Genomic DNA, 18,669 nt, shown 5'->3' with positions numbered 1-18,669 from the left:
AATAACTAGCCTGCGCGAAGCAGCGTTTTCATTTTTTCGTTACGGCAAAACTGGCGCTTCATCTCCACCACCAGCGCATTACGTGACAGCACAATCATCACGCCAAACGCCAGTGCACCTGCTGCGACCTGTATTGCCAGCATGGCCGCGAGCGGCAGATGGCCAGTGAGCACGATGCCCAGGCCATAGCTCACCGCAAGGGTAGGCAGTGACAGATAAAACGGCAGCCACAGGCTCAGAATGTACTGCCGGTAGCTGGAGCCCAGCACCGGCTTGATCATCACGAAGTAGCTCAGTATGGTGTTGATGATCTGCACCAGCAGAAAACCAAGCGTGACCCCAATGGCGCCGGCCATATGTCCACCGACGATAATCGCCGGAATAAACAGGAACGTTTTAAACACGTTGAATTTGAAGCTGATATCAACCCGCGCTTTAGCCATCAGCAGTGAGCCAATCGGGTTGCCAACGGATCGCAGCAGCCCCACCACGCACAGCAGCTGCAGGATCGGGATAATGCTGTTCCACTTCTCGCCAAACACCAGCGGCACGAAGTTGCTCGAGACCACCATCAGCCCCAGCAAAACCGGGAAATTGATAATGCCCACCACAGAGAGCAGCTTGTAAAAATTGACGCGCAGCTTCTCGGTGTCGTCCTGAATTTTGGCGAACGCCGGGAACAGTACGCGGGTGATAATCGGGTTGAGCTTCATTGGTGGTACTACCGCGACGTTGTACGCCAGGTTGTACCCCCCCGCGACGCTCGCGCCGAGGATGCGTGCCAGCACCAGCGTGGAGAGGTTGGTGTTGACATAGTTGATGATGCTGTCGGCGGTGAGCCACGCACCAAAACGCAGGTTGGATGACACCGAAGCGAGAGAGAAATGCAGCCCAGGACGGTAAATCTTGCGGCCAAAGTAGCCGAACAGCAGCGTACGCACAGCAGAGTTAACCAGATACCCGAGGATAGCGGTCATGGCCAGCGGCCAGAAATGGGCGCTGACCACGGTAAAGGTAAACCCTGCGAGAACGGCGCTGGTCTCGATCATCCCAATCTTGTTGAATTCCAGCTCTTTCTGCATCAGCGCGCGGAACTGTTGCCCGTGCGGGATCACCACAAAAGCAAACGAGAGCGTACGCATCAGCGGTGCCAGATCGGGGTTGTGCAGCACGCTGGCGATGGTATCGCTCAACAGGAACACCAGCACGAAAACGAACACCCCCAGCCCAACGTTCAGCCAGTAGAGCGTGGTCAGTTCCAGATGGCTGATCTCTTTGCGCTGGATAATCGAGTTAGCAATGCCGAAGTCAGACAACGTATCGGCCAGCGCGATAATCACCAGCGAGACGGTCAGCAGACCGAACTGGTGGTTATCGATAATGCGCGCCAGCACCGTCATCTGCACCAGGCCGAGGCCAATGATGACAATGGTCGCCATCGCTGACCATTTGGCGCCGCTGATGGTTTTTTCACGTAAGCTCATCTTAGTACGCCGCTTTGTTCACGAAACCTTTGAAGATGGTCAGAAAGACGATCTTGATATCGAACCAGAGGCTCCATTCACGGATGTACTCCAGGTCGAATTCGATGCGTTTTTCCATTTTTTCCAGCGTGTCGGTCTCGCCGCGCCAGCCGTTGATCTGCGCCCAGCCTGTAATGCCTGGCTTCACTTTATGGCGCAACATGTAGCCTTCAATCAGCGAGCGGTACTGTTCGTTGTGAGCCACGGCATGGGGACGGGGTCCGACAATCGACATGCCACCGGTAAAGACGTTGATAAACTGCGGCAGCTCATCCAGCGAGGTACGGCGCAGGAAGTTCCCCACCCGCGTAACGCGTGGATCGTTCTGCGTCGCCTGGGTCACGACCTTGTCGTTCTCCATCACCTTCATTGAGCGGAATTTCCACACCATGATGGGCTTACCGTCCATGCCGTAGCGGGTCTGACGGAAAATAACCGGGCCCGGGGAGCTCAGCTTCACCGCCAGAGCAATGCAGCACAGCACCGGGGAGATCAGCAGTAAGATCAGTGAAGAGAGCACGATATCTTCCAGGCGCTTGAGCACGCGATTGATACCCGACAGCGGGGTGTCATACAGCGGCACGACCGGCACGCCGTTCACTTCTTCAATACGGGAGTGGAGGATGTTAAAGGTAAAGACGTCCGGGATCAGGATCACCGAACAGGTGGTATCGGCCAGTTCACGCATCAGTTTCTTAATGCGGGATTCATCTTTCATCTGCATCGCGATGTAGACGTTATGAATTTTGCCGGCTTTCGCGTCCTCAATAAGCTGTTCGTAATTACCGGCCCAGTCTGAAGGCACGCCGCCAGGCTTCGCGTCGTGATAAATCCCGACCACTTCAAAACCTAACCATGGCTCTTTGCGGAAGCTATCGAGAAGCACCTTCCCTACCGGCAAATCCCCCGCCACGGCGACAAAGCGACGGTTATAACCGCGGTTACGCAGCCAGCCGGCGCCAAAACGGATCAGGGTGCGGCATACGACCATGCCGACGCTGGTAATCAGGTACCAGCACAGATACGTCACGAGGCGATTATCAAAATCATGGCTGAATGCCACCAGACCTGCACTGAAGATCAGGCTTAATGTCCAGTTCTGCAGCAACAGCATCAGTTCGGTGGTCATTTTCACACCACGCCACGAACGGTAGAAGTCGGTCATCCCCCCGATCATCTGGAACACAACCAGCGCAATCAGCGCCATGAGCAGATGCATGTAGAAGAAGGATTGCCCGCTTACCCAACTCACCACCCATAATCCGCCGACCATGATGGTGATATCAGAAAAACGCTGCACCATGGAGATTAACGATGCATTCGTTCTCGCTCGTTCGCGTTTTTTTAGATTCGTCATCGTTGTTCCTTTAGTTCAACACCTGCCCCCTCACCCCACATCAGGGTGAGGGGGAAAGCTATTTACTGATTCAACAGCGCCAGAATGTCCTTCGTTCGCGCTTCCATCAGCGCGGTATCCGCGCGGGATTCCACGTTCAGGCGCACCACCGGCTCGGTATTTGAAGAGCGCAGGTTAAAACGCCACTGCGGGAACGCCATGCTGATGCCGTCGGTACGGTCAATTTCCAGCGCATGGAGGGCAAAATGCTGCTCCACACGGGCAATGGCCTCGGCCGGCTGCGCCAGTTTGCTGTTGATTTCGCCACTTGCCGGGAAGGCCGCCATGCGGTCGCGTACCAGCTCGCCAAGGGTCTGCCCTTTCAGACACAGCAGCTCGGTCACCAGCAGCCACGGGATCATCCCGCTGTCGCAGTAGGCAAAGTCACGGAAATAGTGGTGGGCGCTCATCTCGCCGCCATAAATGGCGTCTTCTTCGCGCATACGCTCTTTGATGAAGGCATGACCGGTTTTGGACATCACCGGCTGGCCGCCCGCGGCGTTCACCACATCCACGGTGTTCCAGGACAGACGCGGATCGTGAATGATCTTCGCGCCCGGGTTTTTCTCAAGGAACGCTTCCGCCAGCAGGCCGACAATGTAGTAGCCTTCGATGAACTGGCCTTTTTCGTCGAACAGGAAACAGCGGTCGAAATCGCCGTCAAAGGCGATACCCATATCGGCACCGTGTTCGATGACCGCGTTACGGGTGTCGTCGCGGCACTCCGGCAGCAGCGGGTTCGGGATACCGTTCGGGAAGTTGCCGTCCGGGGTGTTATGGACCTTAACGAAGGTTACCGGCACATTCAGGGCCTTAAAGCGGGCTTCGAGCGCATCCACCACCGGGCCGGCCGCGCCGTTACCGGAGTTGATCACCAGCTTCAGCGGTTTCAGGTTTGCAACGTTGATGTAGCCCAGCAGGTGGTCGATGTACGCTTTACGCAGGTCGATCTGCTTATAGCTGCCGCGTTTTGCTTCATTCACCGGCGGGAAATCGTTAGCTTCGGCGAGACGCTGCACGTCACGCAGACCGGTATCGCCGCTGATAGGACGCGCGCCCTTGCGCACCAGCTTCATACCGTTGTAGTCCATTGGGTTATGGCTGGCCGTCACTTCGATACCGCCGTCCACGCCGAGGTGGAAGGTGGCAAAGTAAATCTCTTCGGTGCCGGACAAGCCGATATCCAGCACGTCCACTCCCGCATCCTGCAGCCCTTTTGCCAGCGCCAGCTTCAGGGACTCACTGGTCAGGCGCACATCGCCGCCAAGGACAATCGTTTGTGGCTTAAGATATTCGCCGTATGCGCGGCCAATGCGCCACGCAATGTCTTCATTCAGCTCTTCGCCCAGCTTGCCGCGAATATCGTAGGCTTTAAAACAGGTTAATTTTTCCATGATGACCCCTTTTTCAGGCAACAGTTGGCCCGCCCGATTAACAGGCAAATTTGTTTTTATTCATTCGCAGGCCGGATGCGCGAAACGCTATCCGGCTTTAGAGACGGCGCTATACCCGCCCGTAACGGTCCTGGAAACGGACAATATCGTCTTCTTCCAGGTACGAACCGGAGCGCACTTCAATTAAGTCGAGAGGAATTTTCCCCGGGTTTTCCAGGCAGTGCGTGGCTCCCAGCGGAATATAGATTGACTCGTTTTCGCCCAGCAGTTTCACTTCGCCATCAATCGTGACTTTGGCGGTACCCGCCACCACGACCCAGTGCTCGGCACGGTGGTGGTGCATCTGTACCGACAGCCCCTCACCCGGTTTCACGGTGATGCGTTTCACCTGGTAACGTTCACCGGCATCGATGGAGTCATATTTGCCCCACGGACGATACACTTCGCGGTGGATATGGTGTTCATGGCGACCATCGGCCTTGATCTTCTCCACCACTTTTTTAACGTCCTGCACGGCATTACGGTCAGCAATCAGCACGGCGTCTTTCGTCTGTACGACCACCAGATCCTTCACGCCAACAGTGGTCACCAGACCGGACTCGGCGTAGACATAGCTGTTTTCCGTTTTGTGGCTGATAACATCACCGTGGTGGACGTTACCCTCCGGGGTATGGGCGCTGATCTCCCACAGGGAGGACCAGGAGCCAACATCACTCCAGCCCGCATCCATCGGTACCACAACGGCATCGGCCGTGCGTTCCATTACCGCATAGTCAATTGACTCTTCCGGGCAGGCGAGGAAAGACGCTTCGTCAACACGGATAAAATCGAGATCCGGATCCACTACCGCCATCGCTTTCTCGCAGGCGTCCAGAATATCCGGGCGATATTTGCGCAGCTCTTCCAGGTAGCGGCCAGCGCGGAACAGGAACATCCCGCTGTTCCAGTAATATTCACCGCTGGCCACATACGCCTGCGCGGTTTCCAGATTCGGTTTTTCGACAAACTGCGCCACGTCAAACGCTACGCTGTCGCCTTCGCCCGGGGTCACATTGCCACGACGAATATACCCGTAGCCGGTTTCCGGCAGGTCCGGCACGATGCCGAAAGTCACCAGTTTGCCGTTTTCGGCGTAAGGAATAGCCGCGCGTACCGCCTCGCGGAACGACTCTTCCTGTTGAATAACATGGTCTGCCGCCAGAACCAGCATCAGCGGATCGCAATCCGGGCTGCTGCGTTTGGCCGCCAGCGCAGCCAGCGCAATCGCGGGGGCGGTGTTACGTCCGGCAGGCTCCAGAATGATATTTTCTGTGAGTTTGTTCAGCTGGCGCAGCTGCTCGGCAACAATAAAGCGGTGTTGTTCGTTACAAATCACCACCGGGCTTTCACACTCCACACCCTGCAGGCGGTTAACCGTCGTCTGCAGCATGGTGAGCTCCCCTTTCAGGCAGAGGAACTGTTTTGGATAGAGCACGCGGGACAGCGGCCACAACCGGCTACCAGAGCCACCCGCCATCACAACCGGATACAAAGTGGTTTGACTCATGATTTATCCCCGTATATCTGCAATAAATTGGCTCAGCACGTTCTCTTTCTCGAGCGTGCGTTCGGCATATTCACGTGCCACCGTGTTCGTTTTTGGCATGGCAAGTGCCCGTTCAATGCCAGTGACCAGCGCCGGGACCGATTCCGGTTCCACGCAAACGGCGATCCCCGGATAGCTGTCGCACAGCTGGCCTAATTCTGTTTCGGCTTCCGCCGTGATCACCGCGTTACCGCCCACTGCCAGAATGTTGGTCAGCTTGGACGGCAGCACCGCGTCTGCCGCGCCGCGCTTTTGTACCACCAGATGGCAGTCGCCCATCTTCAGCAACGCAGGCAGTGCCTCGTAAGACTGAAGCGGGAAAAATTTCACGTTCGTCAGGCCGCGGTCATTGGCCATTTTTTCCAGTCGCGCTTTTCCGCCGCCCTGCCCGACGATGACAAACATCCAGGGTTGATGGCTCAGTTGCTGTGCGGCGTCGATGACGCTCTCCAGCCCCTGCTTCTCGCCGATGTTGCCTGAGTAAAGAATGATTTTTTGGTCGTCAGGCAAACCGAGCTGAGCGCGTAGCGCCTGAGCGTCACTGTCTGTCACGTCGCGAAAACGCGCCACTTCAGACCAGTTAGGGAAAAAGATCACTTTTTCCGCCGGTACGCCCTTCTCCTGCGCTTTGTTCATCATTGAGCGCGAGATGGTCGAGACATAATCCACGTTATGCAGGCCGCTGCGCTCGAAGGCGCTGGCGAGTTTCGCCACCTTCCCGCTCTTACCTTTGCCGGCCATTCCCAGGCCGAGCATGGCGTCCACTTCATAATCCTGAATGTGAAGCAGCGTGCGCGCGCCGGAGAGTTTGCCCAGCAGGCGCATGCCTGGGGTGCAGAACAGCGTTGGCACCACACCGATAATGCGATCCGGCTTCCAGCGACGTTGCGCCATCAGCGGGAAGAAACTGCTCAGGGCAAAGCTGCCCAGATGAAGTAACCGTTTCAGCGTTGAGGGCTGTTTCGGCACGTACAGCGGGCAACGCCAGACGGTCGCGGCACCCTCTTCGCGACGGTAGCGCCAGCCTGAATAGCGCTCACCTACTTTCCATTCCGGGTAGTATGGCGGCGCGGTAATGACCCGCACGTCATGTCCCTGGCTCGCCATCCACTCGACCATTTCGCCGGTGTATTTACCGATGCCGGTTAACTCCGGCGAATAGTTGATTCCGTACACCAGAATTTTCATAAGCCCGGCACTCCGGACTGACGATCGGCCAGGAAATAGGCACGACTGTTGTCATGCACCTTGTCACTGGCCAGCAACGCCTCTGGCGTCTGCCAGCGGTAGTCGTCATGCTGAGAATCAGGCAGACGCAGGTCTGCCTCACTCACCTTCAGGCGAAAACCGAGCACCACATAGTGCGTGGTGAAACCGGTGCCCGAAAAGTTATCGTCATAGAAGTGCTGCCAGACCCCGTAAAACTGGCCTGCCGCCATCGGCAGTTGCAGGCCCAGTTCCGCCAGAGTGAGACGCTCAAAAGCATTTTCCAGCGTCTCATCCTTCTGCACGCGCCCGCCGGGCACGAACCAAAAGCCCTGTGCAGGACGGTTGGTTCGTTTTCCCAGCAAGAACTCGCCGCGTTCGTTTTCCACCACCAAATCAATTGAGATGAGCGGAGTGGAACGCACTACCGTGGCAAAATCTTCCTGACTTAAAAACATCATTACCCCCGGAAGCGGTGCTGGTTTTCAAGGAACCACTGGTAGGTGCTTGCCAGCCCCTGCTCCAGAGATACCTCGTGATACCAGCCCAGCTGATGCAGACGGGTCACGTCCAGCAGTTTGCGCGGCGTGCCGTCCGGTTTGGTGGCGTCAAAGACCACGCGGCCTTTGTAACCCACCACCTGCGCGATGGTTTGCGCCAGCTCGCGAATGGTGCAATCCACGCCAGTACCGACGTTAATGTGTGACAGCATCGGTTCGGTGTTTTCCTGCCACACCTCACGATCCAGCTCCATTACGTGAATGCTGGCAGCCGCCATGTCATCCACATGCAGGAATTCACGCATTGGCGTCCCGCTGCCCCACACCACCACATCCGGTGCATTTTCGGCCGTTGCCTCGTGGAAACGACGCAGCAGCGCCGGGATCACGTGCGAATTGCTCGGGTGGAAGTTGTCATGCGGTCCGTACAGGTTGGTCGGCATCACCGAACGATAGTCGCGGTTATACTGACGGTTGTAGGATTCGCACAGCTTGATCCCGGCAATCTTGGCAATCGCATACGGCTCGTTGGTTGCTTCCAGCGTGCCCTGCAGCAGTTCGCTCTCAGCGATCGGCTGCTTCGCCATTTTCGGGTAGATACAGGATGAGCCGAGGAACAACAGCTTATTCACGTTGTGCAGATGCGCTGCGTGAATGATGTTGCTCTCAATCATCATGTTCTCGTAGATGAAATCCGCCGGATACGTGTTGTTGGCAACAATGCCGCCCACTTTCGCCGCCGCCAGATACACCTGGTCAATACGTTCACTGGCGAAGAAGTCCTGTACCGCTTTGCTGTCGAGCAGGTTCAGCTCGTCACGGGTACGGACAATCACATCGACATCACCGCGCTGTTCAAGCTGGCGAACAATCGCGGAACCCACCATTCCGCGATGACCCGCGACAAAAATACGTTGTTTTGTCATTCTCAGGACTCCAGCGCGATGGCAACCTCGTAGCCATGAGACTTGAGCAGCGAGTGTTTTTTCGCTGCTTCAAGATCTTTGGCAACCATCTCGGAAACCATCTCCTGCAGAGTCGTTTCTGGTTTCCAGCCCAGTGTTTCGTGTGCTTTGGTTGGGTCGCCCAGCAGGGTTTCCACTTCAGCAGGACGGAAGTAACGTGGGTCAACCTGTACAATCACGTCGCCCGGTTTCACGCCCGGTGCGTCATGGCCCGTTACGGAAACCACGATGCCTTTCTCTTCCACGCCGGTACCTTCGAAGCGCAGTTTGATACCCAGCTGAGCGGCAGCCATCTCAACGAACTGACGTACGGAGTACTGCACGCCGGTTGCGATAACGAAGTCTTCTGGTTTTTCCTGCTGCAGCATCATCCACTGCATTTTTACGTAGTCTTTGGCATGGCCCCAGTCACGCAGGGAATCCATGTTGCCGAGGTGCAGGCAAGATTCCAGACCCTGTGCGATGTTAGCGATAGCGCGGGTGATTTTACGGGTAACGAAAGTTTCACCACGACGTGGGGATTCGTGGTTGAACAGAATGCCGTTACAGGCATACATGCCGTAGGATTCACGGTAGTTCACGGTGATCCAGTACGCGTACAATTTCGCCACGGCGTACGGAGAACGTGGATAGAACGGGGTAGTCTCTTTCTGAGGAATTTCCTGCACCAGACCGTACAGCTCAGAGGTGGATGCCTGGTAGAAACGGGTTTTCTTCTCAAGGCCGAGGAAGCGAATCGCTTCCAGCAGACGCAGCGTACCCATTGCGTCAACGTCAGCGGTGTATTCCGGAGATTCGAAGGAGACCGCAACGTGGCTCATCGCGCCCAGGTTGTACACTTCATCCGGCTGCACTTCCTGCAGAATACGGGTCAGGTTGGAAGTATCGGTCAGGTCGCCGTAGTGCAGATGGAATTTCGGGTTCGCCGCATGAGGATCCTGATAAATGTGATCCACACGTTCGGTGTTGAATGAAGAAGCACGACGCTTAATACCGTGTACTTCATAACCTTTTTCCAGCAGCAGTTCTGCCAGGTAAGAACCATCCTGTCCGGTAACGCCGGTGATGAGAGCGACTTTAGACATGTTTATATTCCTCTACTTATGAATTTAATCAGTTTCAACGCGTTCGCGTATCACCACTGCGGGGTTGCCACGGCAAATTTTATTTGCCGGTAGCGATTTAAAAACGCTGCTGCGGGCACCGACTACCGTGCCATCGCCAACAGAAACACCAGGTGCAACAAAAACATCTGTCGCCAGCCAGCATTTTTCGCCAATCACAATCGGAGTGGCGGTAATATCAAAATGCTGACTCATAAAATCGTGACTGCCGGTGCACAAATAACACTTCTGTGAAACCACTGAATTTGCGCCAATCGTAATATCGCCAAGGGTATATAACACCGCGTCATCCCCTACCCACGCATAATCCCCAAGCGTTAATTTCCACGGGTAGGTAATTTTTACCGACGGGCGAATGACTACGTTTTTTCCGATTTTTGCGCCAAACAGACGCAATAAAAAAGCTCGCCAGCGGTACAGTATTTGCGGTGACCAGGCAAATAAGGTGGCCTGTACGGCCCACCACAACTGCACTTTAATACCGCTCCCGCCCCGAAAGCCTTTCGGCACGGAGAAACCATTAAGATCCTGCATTACGTTTCCTTATATTCAGGCTTTGTTATATAAGGTTTTCGTTTTACCCGTGGTACGCAGACGTAATAAATAAGATAATTCCGCCCAGAACCCCGGCACGCCTAATATTTTACGCTGCACATTTCTGGCATCCTGGCACAGTTCCAGATTATTAGACGTTGACACACCGCCCATTGAAAATTCAGATACCAGCCCTTTAATTCGACGGAACGGGTAACCTGATTTATACAGGCTGGCAGTCAGCGCATAATCTGAAGAAACTTTATACTGCAGATCGTAAGGCTGTTTTTTCAGACCTTTTACCGGGAAGAAAATGGCCTGATGGCTGGCAGGCAAACTGTGGTAGATATACCAGCCGGGTTTCGCACTGCGGCAAACTTTATGGCCATCGCCAAAATCGAGCAGCGCGTCGCCAATGTACATCGCATCCTCTTTCTGGCGCGCCAGCTGACGGGCAAATAACGCCACATCCTCATGGAATACGTCACCGGAATTCAGGAAGATGGCATAACGGCCTTGCGCCATGTCGATGCCTTTATTCATCGCATCGTAGATGCCTTTATCTTTCTCGCTGATGAAACGTAAGTTGAACTCACCGTTGAGTTTTTCCAGAAACTCCGCCGTACCATCGTTCGAGCCGCCATCGACCACAATCCACTCGAAGGTGAGGCTTGGATCGCGCGCCAGGTTGCGCAGCGAGCGCCAGGTTTTTACCACCCCTTCGTAATTACGAAAAGCGACAGTAATGACGCTAAGAAACATAAATCACCTCATTTCGTCATACGTTCGTAATATTAAGCGCTTTGCGCAGAATAAACGGACAGACAATCAAGAAAGCATATTCCGGGCTAAATATTGACCCGGTAAAAAACAACGACACCGGTGTAAACAGATAAAGCTGCACGCGAAAGTTCTGGTTATCACCAAACGCGTTAATCATCATTTTGAAAACTTTAAACAGATACCACAGTGTCAACAGTACGGCGAACCACGAAAAATAGATAATTAACAGATACAGGCCATTGTCTATGGTTTTACCGACATCCGCACCGTTAAAGATTCCGAATGATGCAACATATTCGTAAAGTGAGCCGAATCTTACTACACCATCGATATGGGTTAAGGAATAACCCACCATCACCAGCGGACCAATGATACGATAATAGGATGACGAGCCTTCGGTTCCCAAATCTCCCAGGCGTTCTGAGATGTATGGGAAGGCAAATATCACGCCAACCATAAATACTGTCAGAGAGATAATCGCCAGCGGCAGTTTTTTCTTAATCGCATCTTTGTTCAGGTACTGGAACGCCCACTCCAGCAGGTAAAACAGGATAAATGTCATTACCCCTGAGAACGATCCTGACAGAACAATTCCTGCAAGAATCATAGCATCGGTCTTAGGGGTTTTGATACCAAACTGTTTGATGCTGAGCCAAATTGAGATTAGTGCCAGAGCAAAAAACGCCGGTTCAAAATAGAGGGCTGTCGTACGTTTTCCGCCAAACTTGATGAAGTTCAATACATAGCTGTTACTGTAAATGAGATATTTCGAAATTATCTCCATCAGGCTACTGCCACCGGTCAAAATAATTTGCGCCATTTCCAGTGCAGCAAGCATAACAATTAACGCAACGGCAATATAAAAGAACCTAAGGATTTTCCGATAATTGTGTGGCGAAATAACCTTGAAACGAATACTCCAGACCATGCCAATAATAATGACGATATAAACAAACAGCATGGTGGAGGTGACGTATTTACTGGCATCCAGAGACTGTCCAAAGATGTAGTTAAATAGCGTCAGACCCACGCCCAGCCCTAAGGCCATCATCAGCTTCTTGAGGTTGATTTTGTCGACATACAGCAGAAGCAGAACGGGCAAGAAGGTCACTATGGTTATCGGGAAGCTTTCGCCAAGCTGGGCAATTTTGACGTTGACCAGCAGGTAAATCAGCGGCAGCAGCAGATAACTACAGACTCTGATAGAACGAGACATATTCCTCCAGCATCTGTTGTCCACTGTAGGCCTTGCGGCTGCGGTTGCGGAACGATTCCAGGTCGGTGCCAAAAACGGCCTGCGCGATCTGCGCCTTCGGCAGTTGCACCAGGGGCAGCACCTCATGCTCCGCAAACGTGGTCCCGCCCGATTTTTCCAGCACTTCACGTGCCGCATCGCTGTGGGTGGCAATCACCGGCACACCGATGGAGAGCGCTTCACACAGGATCAGCGGGTAGTTATCCACGCGCGAACTGAATACTAGCGCATCCATCCCATTGAGGGCGCTCATCAGTTTGCGCTTATCGGTTTCAAACCCGTGATTCACCACGTTAGCCCCTTCGAACGGCGAGAACTTGCCGAAGGTGTGCAGTTCAATCTTGTCACCCAGCGCCATCATGTCGCGCACCAGTTGCTGATTGGTTTTGCCGTCGTAACGCAGGTCATGCGCAACGATAGCGATTTTTGGTTTACCCGGGGTTTCTGCAACCGGGGTAAGTTCGGCCAGAATCGCTTCCGTCGCCACGTCGATACCGTTATTGATGATCTGACAGCGCCCTGCCCCATACAGACTGTTAAAGGCATCGGCCACGTGCTGGCTTGGGGAGATAAACGTACAGCCGAGCGAGAGCATGTCGCGGAACAGCTGGCGCTTTCCGGCCACCAGCTGATGGGCACGATCCACTTTCACCGGCGGGTAGTTGCTCAGCGTCGGGCACTTCTGGCAGTTGCTTTTCCAGCCTTCACACCCGTCGGTAAAGGCGCAGCGACCGGTCACGCTCCAGTGATCGTGCAGCGTCCAGACGAAGCGGGTATCCGGTTTGTGGGCCTGCACCTTCTGGCAAAACGCCACCACCTCTTCCAGATTCAGCCAGTAGCTGTGAAGCACGTGGAAATGCAGCACAACCGGCCCCTGAGAGCGCGTCACTGTGCGATAAAGGGTATTAAGATTGCCAAACAGATCGCGGTTAAACAGGCGGAACAAGGCAATGTTAGCCACGGAAGTCAGGCGCGGCGTGTGCTTATGCACCTGCGGGTAGTTATCGTGGCTGACGCTTTTCTTACCGCCTTTGCCATAACCGTAAATAAAACGAGACTGAAGTCCTTTTTGCAGCGCGCGCTGGTGAAGATCCAGCGCCACACCGGCCGCCCCGCCCTCTGCGAGACGGACGTTAAATTGCAGAATGTTCATTTGATCACCTTCACGCGGGCTTTTTCACCCACCACCAGCGCGTTATCCGGAATACTGTCCAGCACCACGCTCCCTGCGCCTATCGTGACGTTATTACCAATCGTGATGTCGCCAATGATGACCACGTTCGCGCCCAGCTCGACGTTATTGCCAATCACCGGGCAGGCCAGGCTGTCGGGCCCACGGTTACCGATGGTGACCGCGTGGCGAATAGTGAAATCATCACCGGCTACAACGAATTTGTTGATCACCACGGCATAACCGTGATGAATGGTAAAACGGCGACCAATGGTGGCAGCGGCCTGAATTTCATAACCAAAAAAACATTCAGTAATGATGCGGTACAGCACCAGCACCGGTGCTGCCCAGAGATTGTTTAAAACATTTTTCTTGCGCCACACCGAGCAAAAATGCGCGATGCGGTACGCCAGAACCATGCAGCACGGGCGCAGGCTCCAGCTGTTAGCGCGGCAATCTTCCAGAAACATTATTTCCCCCGAAGTCCATCAGCCAGACGCTTGCCGTTACGCACGGACAACAACGTGAGCAGCGTGCGCCAGTTCATGCGCTTATTGCGGATCTGATAGAGGGTAAACAGCTGATACTTCCGGCTGGCACGGTCGAACTTGTCCTTGTGCTTGCGGTAAAAGTGGAAGTAACCAGAGAATTTCTTCGGCGACGAGGTGATTTGCATCTCCCCGTGATTGATATGCAGGATCTGCGTCGCCTCTTCCACCTTCCACGGCTCGCCATACTCCATCACCATGCGCAGGAAGATGTCGTAATCCTGCGCAGCCTTCAGCTCGGTATCGAACAAGCACTCCTTAAAGCGCCACGCCCAGGTAAAGACCTGATTACCGATGATGTTGCGTTTATAGAACAGGCGGCGTGAGTAAGGCGATTTCGGGTACAACGGCAGGCTGGCAGGCTGCGAGTAAACTTCACCCTGACAGACATAGTCGTTGGCATACAAAAACGCATGCGTCACCAGCTGTGCTTTGTGCGACAGGAAGATCGACAGACGGTTCGGCGTCCATTCGTCATCGTCGTCGATGCCGGTCAGATACTGGCCTTTAGCCTGCATAATCGCCTGGTTACGCACCGCGCACGCACCGGAGTTAATCTCGTTGTGCGTGTAAACCACGCGCGGGTCGTTAAGGTCAGTCACAAACTTTTGCAGCTGTTCGTACGAGGAAGAACAGTCATCAACGATGATCAGTTCCCAGTTATCGTAATCCTGTCGCAGCACAGATTTTATTGCGCGGATCGCCAGCTGCTGACGATTCCATGTCGGCATATAAATAGAAACTAAAGGGCGTTGTGTAGTCATGGTCTTCCCCGAAAGCTAACGATTAGTGACTGTCAGACTTGTATTCGTACTCGTAGTAACCGTAGTCCTGGTAACCGGTCGCACGACGGAAGATGGAGTTCAGGATCACCCCTTTCACTTCAATTCCGTTTTGCTCGAAGCGGCTCAGGCTGGTTTCCACTTCCTTCAGCGTGTTCACCGCGTAACGCGCCACCATCAGCGTGGTGCCGGCATGGCGGCCCACAATGGCGGCATCGGTCACCGCCAGAATTGGTGGGGTATCAATCAACACCAGGTCATAGTTTTTGCTCGCCCACTCCACCAGCTCGCTAAAACGTTCACTCATCAGCAGCTCTGATGGATTCGGCGGCACCTGACCACGCGGAATAAGGTCAAACTTCGGCACCGTCGTCGGTTTTGCACTCTGGCTAATCTCACCTTTGCCCAGCAGGATTTCCGACAGCCCGTTGACGTTATTGGTACCCAGCAGTTCGTGGGTATAGCCCTTACGCATATCACAGTCGATCAGCAGCACCCGTTTATTGGTCTGGCTCACCACCGCCGCCAGGTTGGCACAAACAAAGGTCTTACCAATTGACGGGCTGACACCGGTCAGCATCAGGACGTTGTTTTTGGCCTGCATCATGGCGAAGTGCAGACTGGTACGCAGACTACGAATCGCTTCGATGGCCAGATCGGTTGGGTTACCCACGGCCAGCAGCTGGCTTTGTTTGTAACGCTTAACGCCTTTGGTGGTTTTGGCGCTGTCACGCGATTTTTGCCACTCCGACAGCGGGATGCTGGCGTAGACGTTGATACCGCTCTCTTCCAGTGCCTGCGGGCTTTCGATTCCACGGTTGAACAGCGAGCGAAGCAGCACGCCAACGATGGAGAGGATAAGACCCAGAATAATGCTGCCGAGAATGATGAGGGCTTTCTTCGGCTTCAACACCCCAGGCTGGGTGATGGCCGGGTCAACGATGCGCACATCACCAACGGTACTGGCTTCGGTGATTTTCAGCTCCTGCTGTTTATTCAGCAGCTGCATGTACACCTGCTGTCCGGATTCCACATCGCGGGTCAGACGTACGATTTCCTGCTGCGTTTTAGGCATCGCAGTGACGCGGTCGTTGAGTTTCGCCTTCTCTTCTTCCAGCGTGCGGCGTTTCTCAAGCAGCGTACGGTAGGCCGGGTGACGCTTGGTATAAAGCTTGGAAATCTCCGCTTCTTTGAAGGTCAGCTCGTTAAGCTGCGCATCAATGTTAACCATCGAGTCGAGAACGGATTTCGCTTCCAGCGGCAGGTCGACAGAGTCTTTATCCTGACGATAGGCGTTCAGCTTGTTCTCGGCATCATCCAGACGGGCGCGGACTTCCGGAAGCTGTTTGGCGAGGAATGCCAGGCTTTTCGCTGCTTCAGCCGATTTACGCTCAACGTTCTGCTCAAGATAGTTACGGGTGATGCTGTTGAGGATGTCGCGGATCTGATCCTTATCTTCACCGGTAAAGGTCATGCTCAGGACACCGGTGTCCTTGCCGTTTTCGGTGACGGTCAGGTTGTTCTGCAGATTGTTAATCATTCCCAGCGTGGAGAATTTGGTCACGGTAAATTCACCGCCCTCCTGGGCGTGGATCGCGCTGACCATCATGCTGACACCCTCTTTCGTCAGCATCTGCCCCACTTCACCGCGCGCGCTAAAGCCCGCATCGCTGGTCAACTGGTACTGTTTCGGGCCTAACACCGTCAGGGTAAAGGTCTGATCCGCGCTTCCTTTTGGCAGCACAAAGTCAGTCACTTTGACCGTGTCGTTGCTGCGTCCCATCAGACGGTCCCAGCCGGCACCAAAGATCGGGAAGGTATTTTTGGTGACGGAGATATCAAGGCCGAGGTCGTGAACGGTTTTACCCAGAACCAGGCGCGACTGGATCAGCTGAATTTCCGCATCGGAGGCCGGCGGTTTGTTCGCCAGTGCGGAGCCAATGTCCTGCACCAGCGAGTTACCGGTATTCTGCTCAATCTGCACCAGCGCATCGGCACTGTAGATGGGCGTCGCAAACAGCGTATAGACGACGGCCGCCGCGGCAAACACGGCGGTGATCCCAAGCACCCACCACTTTGCCTCTACGACGGTGCCGACCAGGCGACCAATATCGATTTCATCACTGCCCGAAGTCGGGGCGGCAGAAGGTTTTGTTTTTTCTGTCATTGTTATCCCTGCTGAACTTTCAGTGCCTGCGCCCACTGACGGGCAGACTGGTCAAGTAAGGTGTATACCGCCTCGAAGGCCTCATGGCTTTTGCGATATGGATCGGGGATTTCGCGTTCATTGTCCCAGTGACCAAACAGCATCACCTTGCCGCGCATCTCCGGTGCGATATCACACAGCGCATGGATATGGCGTTTTTCCATCGTCAGGATCAGGTCATACTCCCGGCACATACGGCCGGTGACCTGACGGGCGATGTGCCCGTCGAGCGAAAGGTTATGATCGCGGGCCACGCTCGTTGCGCGCTCATCGGCACCTTTACCGACCAGCGCACCCAGCCCTGCGGATTCAACGGTCAGTTCGGGCTGGTAGAGTTTCAGCAGCCGTTCAGCCGTGGGGGAACGGCAAATGTTCCCCACGCATACCACCAGAATTTTGTTAAACATCGCGGATTACCAGGTATGAATGTCGCGCGCCGTATCCGTCATGTAGCGAACGCCACTGATGGTTGGCAGCAACTGGTTGATCAGACGGTTCCAGCGGGCAACCGGTGCGGTGGTGACATACACCACATCGTATGGCTGGAGACGGAACTCCGTTGCCATCACCAGAGACGTCGCATCGGACATATCCAGCTGGTAGATGTTGGCAATCTTGCCTTTCGCACTGCCCTCACCTTTCAGCGGACGGATCACGAAGATACCGGTGGCGTTGGAGGTGGTCAGATCAATACCCTCTGCATTACCCAGCGCTTCGGTCAGGGTCATGCCGCTGAAGTCCATTTTGAGGGTGCTCTGTTTCTTAACTTCGCCCATCACGAACACTTTCAGATCGTCATTGCGCGGTACGTAGAGAATGTCGCCCGGATAGAGCAGACGGTTCTGAGTCAGGTCACCGTTTTGCATCAGCGCCTGCAGCGAAATGCGCTGCTCTTTGCCGTTGTGCGTCAGAACCACGTTGCGCCAGTCGGCACCGTCGGTTAAACCACCAGCGGCGTTAATGGCATCCAGAACGGTCAGCGGTACGTTGGTGATGGCCTGTTGACCGGATTTATTCACCTGTCCGGAGATATAGGCTTTTTGCGAGCGGAATGCGGCGATATTAACGTCCACCTGCGGATCGGCGATGTACTGCGCTAAGCGGCCGGTAATATCACTGCGGATTTCGGCGAGCGTTTTCCCGGCAACGTGTACCTTGCCAATATAGGGATAGAACATGGTGCCGTCTGACTGTACCCAGTTACCGGTGTCGCTTGAGCTACGGTACTGGCCCGCTGGTGTGGTCAGTTCAGGGTGGTCCCAGACGGTGACGTTGATGACATCACCCGGCCCCACGCGGTACTGGTAGGAGGCAATCTCCTGATCCAGAGACATATTCGGCTGAGCAACATTCGGACGTGGACGTAATTGTTCGACCAGACGTGGCGTGAGTGGATAAACATTCACCATTTTGTCGAGATCAAAATCGGCATCCTGCTGCTTGATCACATCCTTACCCATTGTTGACATATTGCTGCCGGGAAAGACCGTACAACCACTCATCAAGGTCACAGACACCAATAATGGCATCAATTTCATTTTGGATTTCATCATTGATTATTTATCACTTTGGCAGAGTAATTATCCTGTGCAATTTAAAATAAGCCGGGTCGTATTGGGTTTCAGCATGCAGTTAATCAAATAGAAATATAACTGGCATCAGTCCTAAAAAAAGCTTATTCATCCATTGGCTATTGA

The 18,669-nt window shown here is 54.3% G+C and carries 17 protein-coding genes; all 17 read right to left on the bottom strand.

Annotated elements, in window-relative coordinates:
* Positions 1 to 5: 5 nt before the first annotated feature.
* Positions 6 to 1,484, bottom strand: a complete 1,479-nt coding sequence (wzxC, locus tag ACMVME_RS07850) for a colanic acid undecaprenyl disphosphate flippase WzxC (RefSeq protein ID WP_068794794.1) — start codon at positions 1,482 to 1,484, stop codon at positions 6 to 8.
* A 1-nt stretch (position 1,485) separates the two neighbouring features.
* Positions 1,486 to 2,880 (bottom strand): undecaprenyl-phosphate glucose phosphotransferase, encoded by a 1,395-nt coding sequence (gene wcaJ / locus ACMVME_RS07845; protein ID WP_014170813.1) that lies wholly within the window; start codon positions 2,878 to 2,880, stop codon positions 1,486 to 1,488.
* 62 nt (positions 2,881 to 2,942) lie between these two features.
* On the bottom strand, positions 2,943 to 4,313 hold the full coding sequence (gene cpsG, locus ACMVME_RS07840; RefSeq protein WP_032680630.1) for a colanic acid biosynthesis phosphomannomutase CpsG: 1,371 nt from the start codon (positions 4,311 to 4,313) through the stop codon (positions 2,943 to 2,945).
* A gap of 109 nt (positions 4,314 to 4,422) precedes the next feature.
* A complete protein-coding gene (cpsB, locus tag ACMVME_RS07835; RefSeq protein ID WP_014170815.1) occupies positions 4,423 to 5,859 on the bottom strand; it encodes a mannose-1-phosphate guanyltransferase in 1,437 nt (478 codons plus the stop codon).
* 3 nt (positions 5,860 to 5,862) lie between these two features.
* Positions 5,863 to 7,086, bottom strand: a complete 1,224-nt coding sequence (gene wcaI / locus ACMVME_RS07830) for a colanic acid biosynthesis fucosyltransferase WcaI (RefSeq protein ID WP_032678531.1) — start codon at positions 7,084 to 7,086, stop codon at positions 5,863 to 5,865.
* Positions 7,083 to 7,562, bottom strand: a complete 480-nt coding sequence (locus ACMVME_RS07825; RefSeq protein ID WP_074439217.1) for a GDP-mannose mannosyl hydrolase — start codon at positions 7,560 to 7,562, stop codon at positions 7,083 to 7,085. Before ACMVME_RS07825 ends, wcaI begins: the two co-directional genes overlap by 4 nt.
* A gap of 2 nt (positions 7,563 to 7,564) precedes the next feature.
* On the bottom strand, positions 7,565 to 8,530 hold the full coding sequence (gene fcl / locus ACMVME_RS07820; protein ID WP_014170818.1) for a GDP-L-fucose synthase: 966 nt from the start codon (positions 8,528 to 8,530) through the stop codon (positions 7,565 to 7,567).
* Between the two features lie 2 nt (positions 8,531 to 8,532).
* Entirely contained in the window at positions 8,533 to 9,654 is a 1,122-nt protein-coding gene (gmd, locus tag ACMVME_RS07815) for a GDP-mannose 4,6-dehydratase (protein WP_014170819.1), read from the bottom strand.
* A gap of 24 nt (positions 9,655 to 9,678) precedes the next feature.
* The gene (gene wcaF / locus ACMVME_RS07810) at positions 9,679 to 10,227 is read right to left on the bottom strand and encodes a colanic acid biosynthesis acetyltransferase WcaF (protein WP_032678533.1); all 549 of its coding nucleotides are present in this window, start codon (positions 10,225 to 10,227) and stop codon (positions 9,679 to 9,681) included.
* 15 nt (positions 10,228 to 10,242) lie between these two features.
* On the bottom strand, positions 10,243 to 10,989 hold the full coding sequence (gene wcaE / locus ACMVME_RS07805) for a colanic acid biosynthesis glycosyltransferase WcaE (RefSeq protein ID WP_014170821.1): 747 nt from the start codon (positions 10,987 to 10,989) through the stop codon (positions 10,243 to 10,245).
* 16 nt (positions 10,990 to 11,005) lie between these two features.
* Complete coding sequence (gene wcaD / locus ACMVME_RS07800; protein WP_020883262.1) at positions 11,006 to 12,226, bottom strand: colanic acid polymerase WcaD; 1,221 nt, start codon at positions 12,224 to 12,226, stop codon at positions 11,006 to 11,008.
* Positions 12,201 to 13,418, bottom strand: coding sequence for a colanic acid biosynthesis glycosyltransferase WcaC (wcaC, locus tag ACMVME_RS07795; protein ID WP_014170823.1), 1,218 nt, complete (start codon positions 13,416 to 13,418; stop codon positions 12,201 to 12,203). The genes wcaD and wcaC overlap by 26 nt, the downstream gene beginning before the upstream one ends.
* Positions 13,415 to 13,906: a colanic acid biosynthesis acetyltransferase WcaB gene (wcaB, locus tag ACMVME_RS07790; protein ID WP_014170825.1), complete on the bottom strand. Its 492-nt coding sequence runs from the start codon at positions 13,904 to 13,906 to the stop codon at positions 13,415 to 13,417. The genes wcaC and wcaB overlap by 4 nt, the downstream gene beginning before the upstream one ends.
* Positions 13,906 to 14,748, bottom strand: coding sequence for a colanic acid biosynthesis glycosyltransferase WcaA (gene wcaA, locus ACMVME_RS07785; RefSeq protein WP_014170826.1), 843 nt, complete (start codon positions 14,746 to 14,748; stop codon positions 13,906 to 13,908). The genes wcaB and wcaA overlap by 1 nt, the downstream gene beginning before the upstream one ends.
* A gap of 22 nt (positions 14,749 to 14,770) precedes the next feature.
* The gene (gene wzc / locus ACMVME_RS07780; protein WP_032678534.1) at positions 14,771 to 16,933 is read right to left on the bottom strand and encodes a tyrosine-protein kinase Wzc; all 2,163 of its coding nucleotides are present in this window, start codon (positions 16,931 to 16,933) and stop codon (positions 14,771 to 14,773) included.
* Between the two features lie 2 nt (positions 16,934 to 16,935).
* Positions 16,936 to 17,379 (bottom strand): low molecular weight protein-tyrosine-phosphatase Wzb, encoded by a 444-nt coding sequence (wzb, locus tag ACMVME_RS07775; protein WP_032678535.1) that lies wholly within the window; start codon positions 17,377 to 17,379, stop codon positions 16,936 to 16,938.
* A gap of 6 nt (positions 17,380 to 17,385) precedes the next feature.
* Positions 17,386 to 18,525, bottom strand: a complete 1,140-nt coding sequence (locus ACMVME_RS07770; RefSeq protein ID WP_014170829.1) for a polysaccharide export protein — start codon at positions 18,523 to 18,525, stop codon at positions 17,386 to 17,388.
* Between the last annotated feature and the right edge of the window lie 144 nt (positions 18,526 to 18,669).

It is taken from the genome of Enterobacter cloacae complex sp. 2024EL-00711 (assembly GCF_047529885.1).
Lineage (GTDB): Bacteria > Pseudomonadota > Gammaproteobacteria > Enterobacterales > Enterobacteriaceae > Enterobacter > Enterobacter ludwigii.
This window is presented reverse-complemented; position numbering and strand designations above follow the sequence as displayed.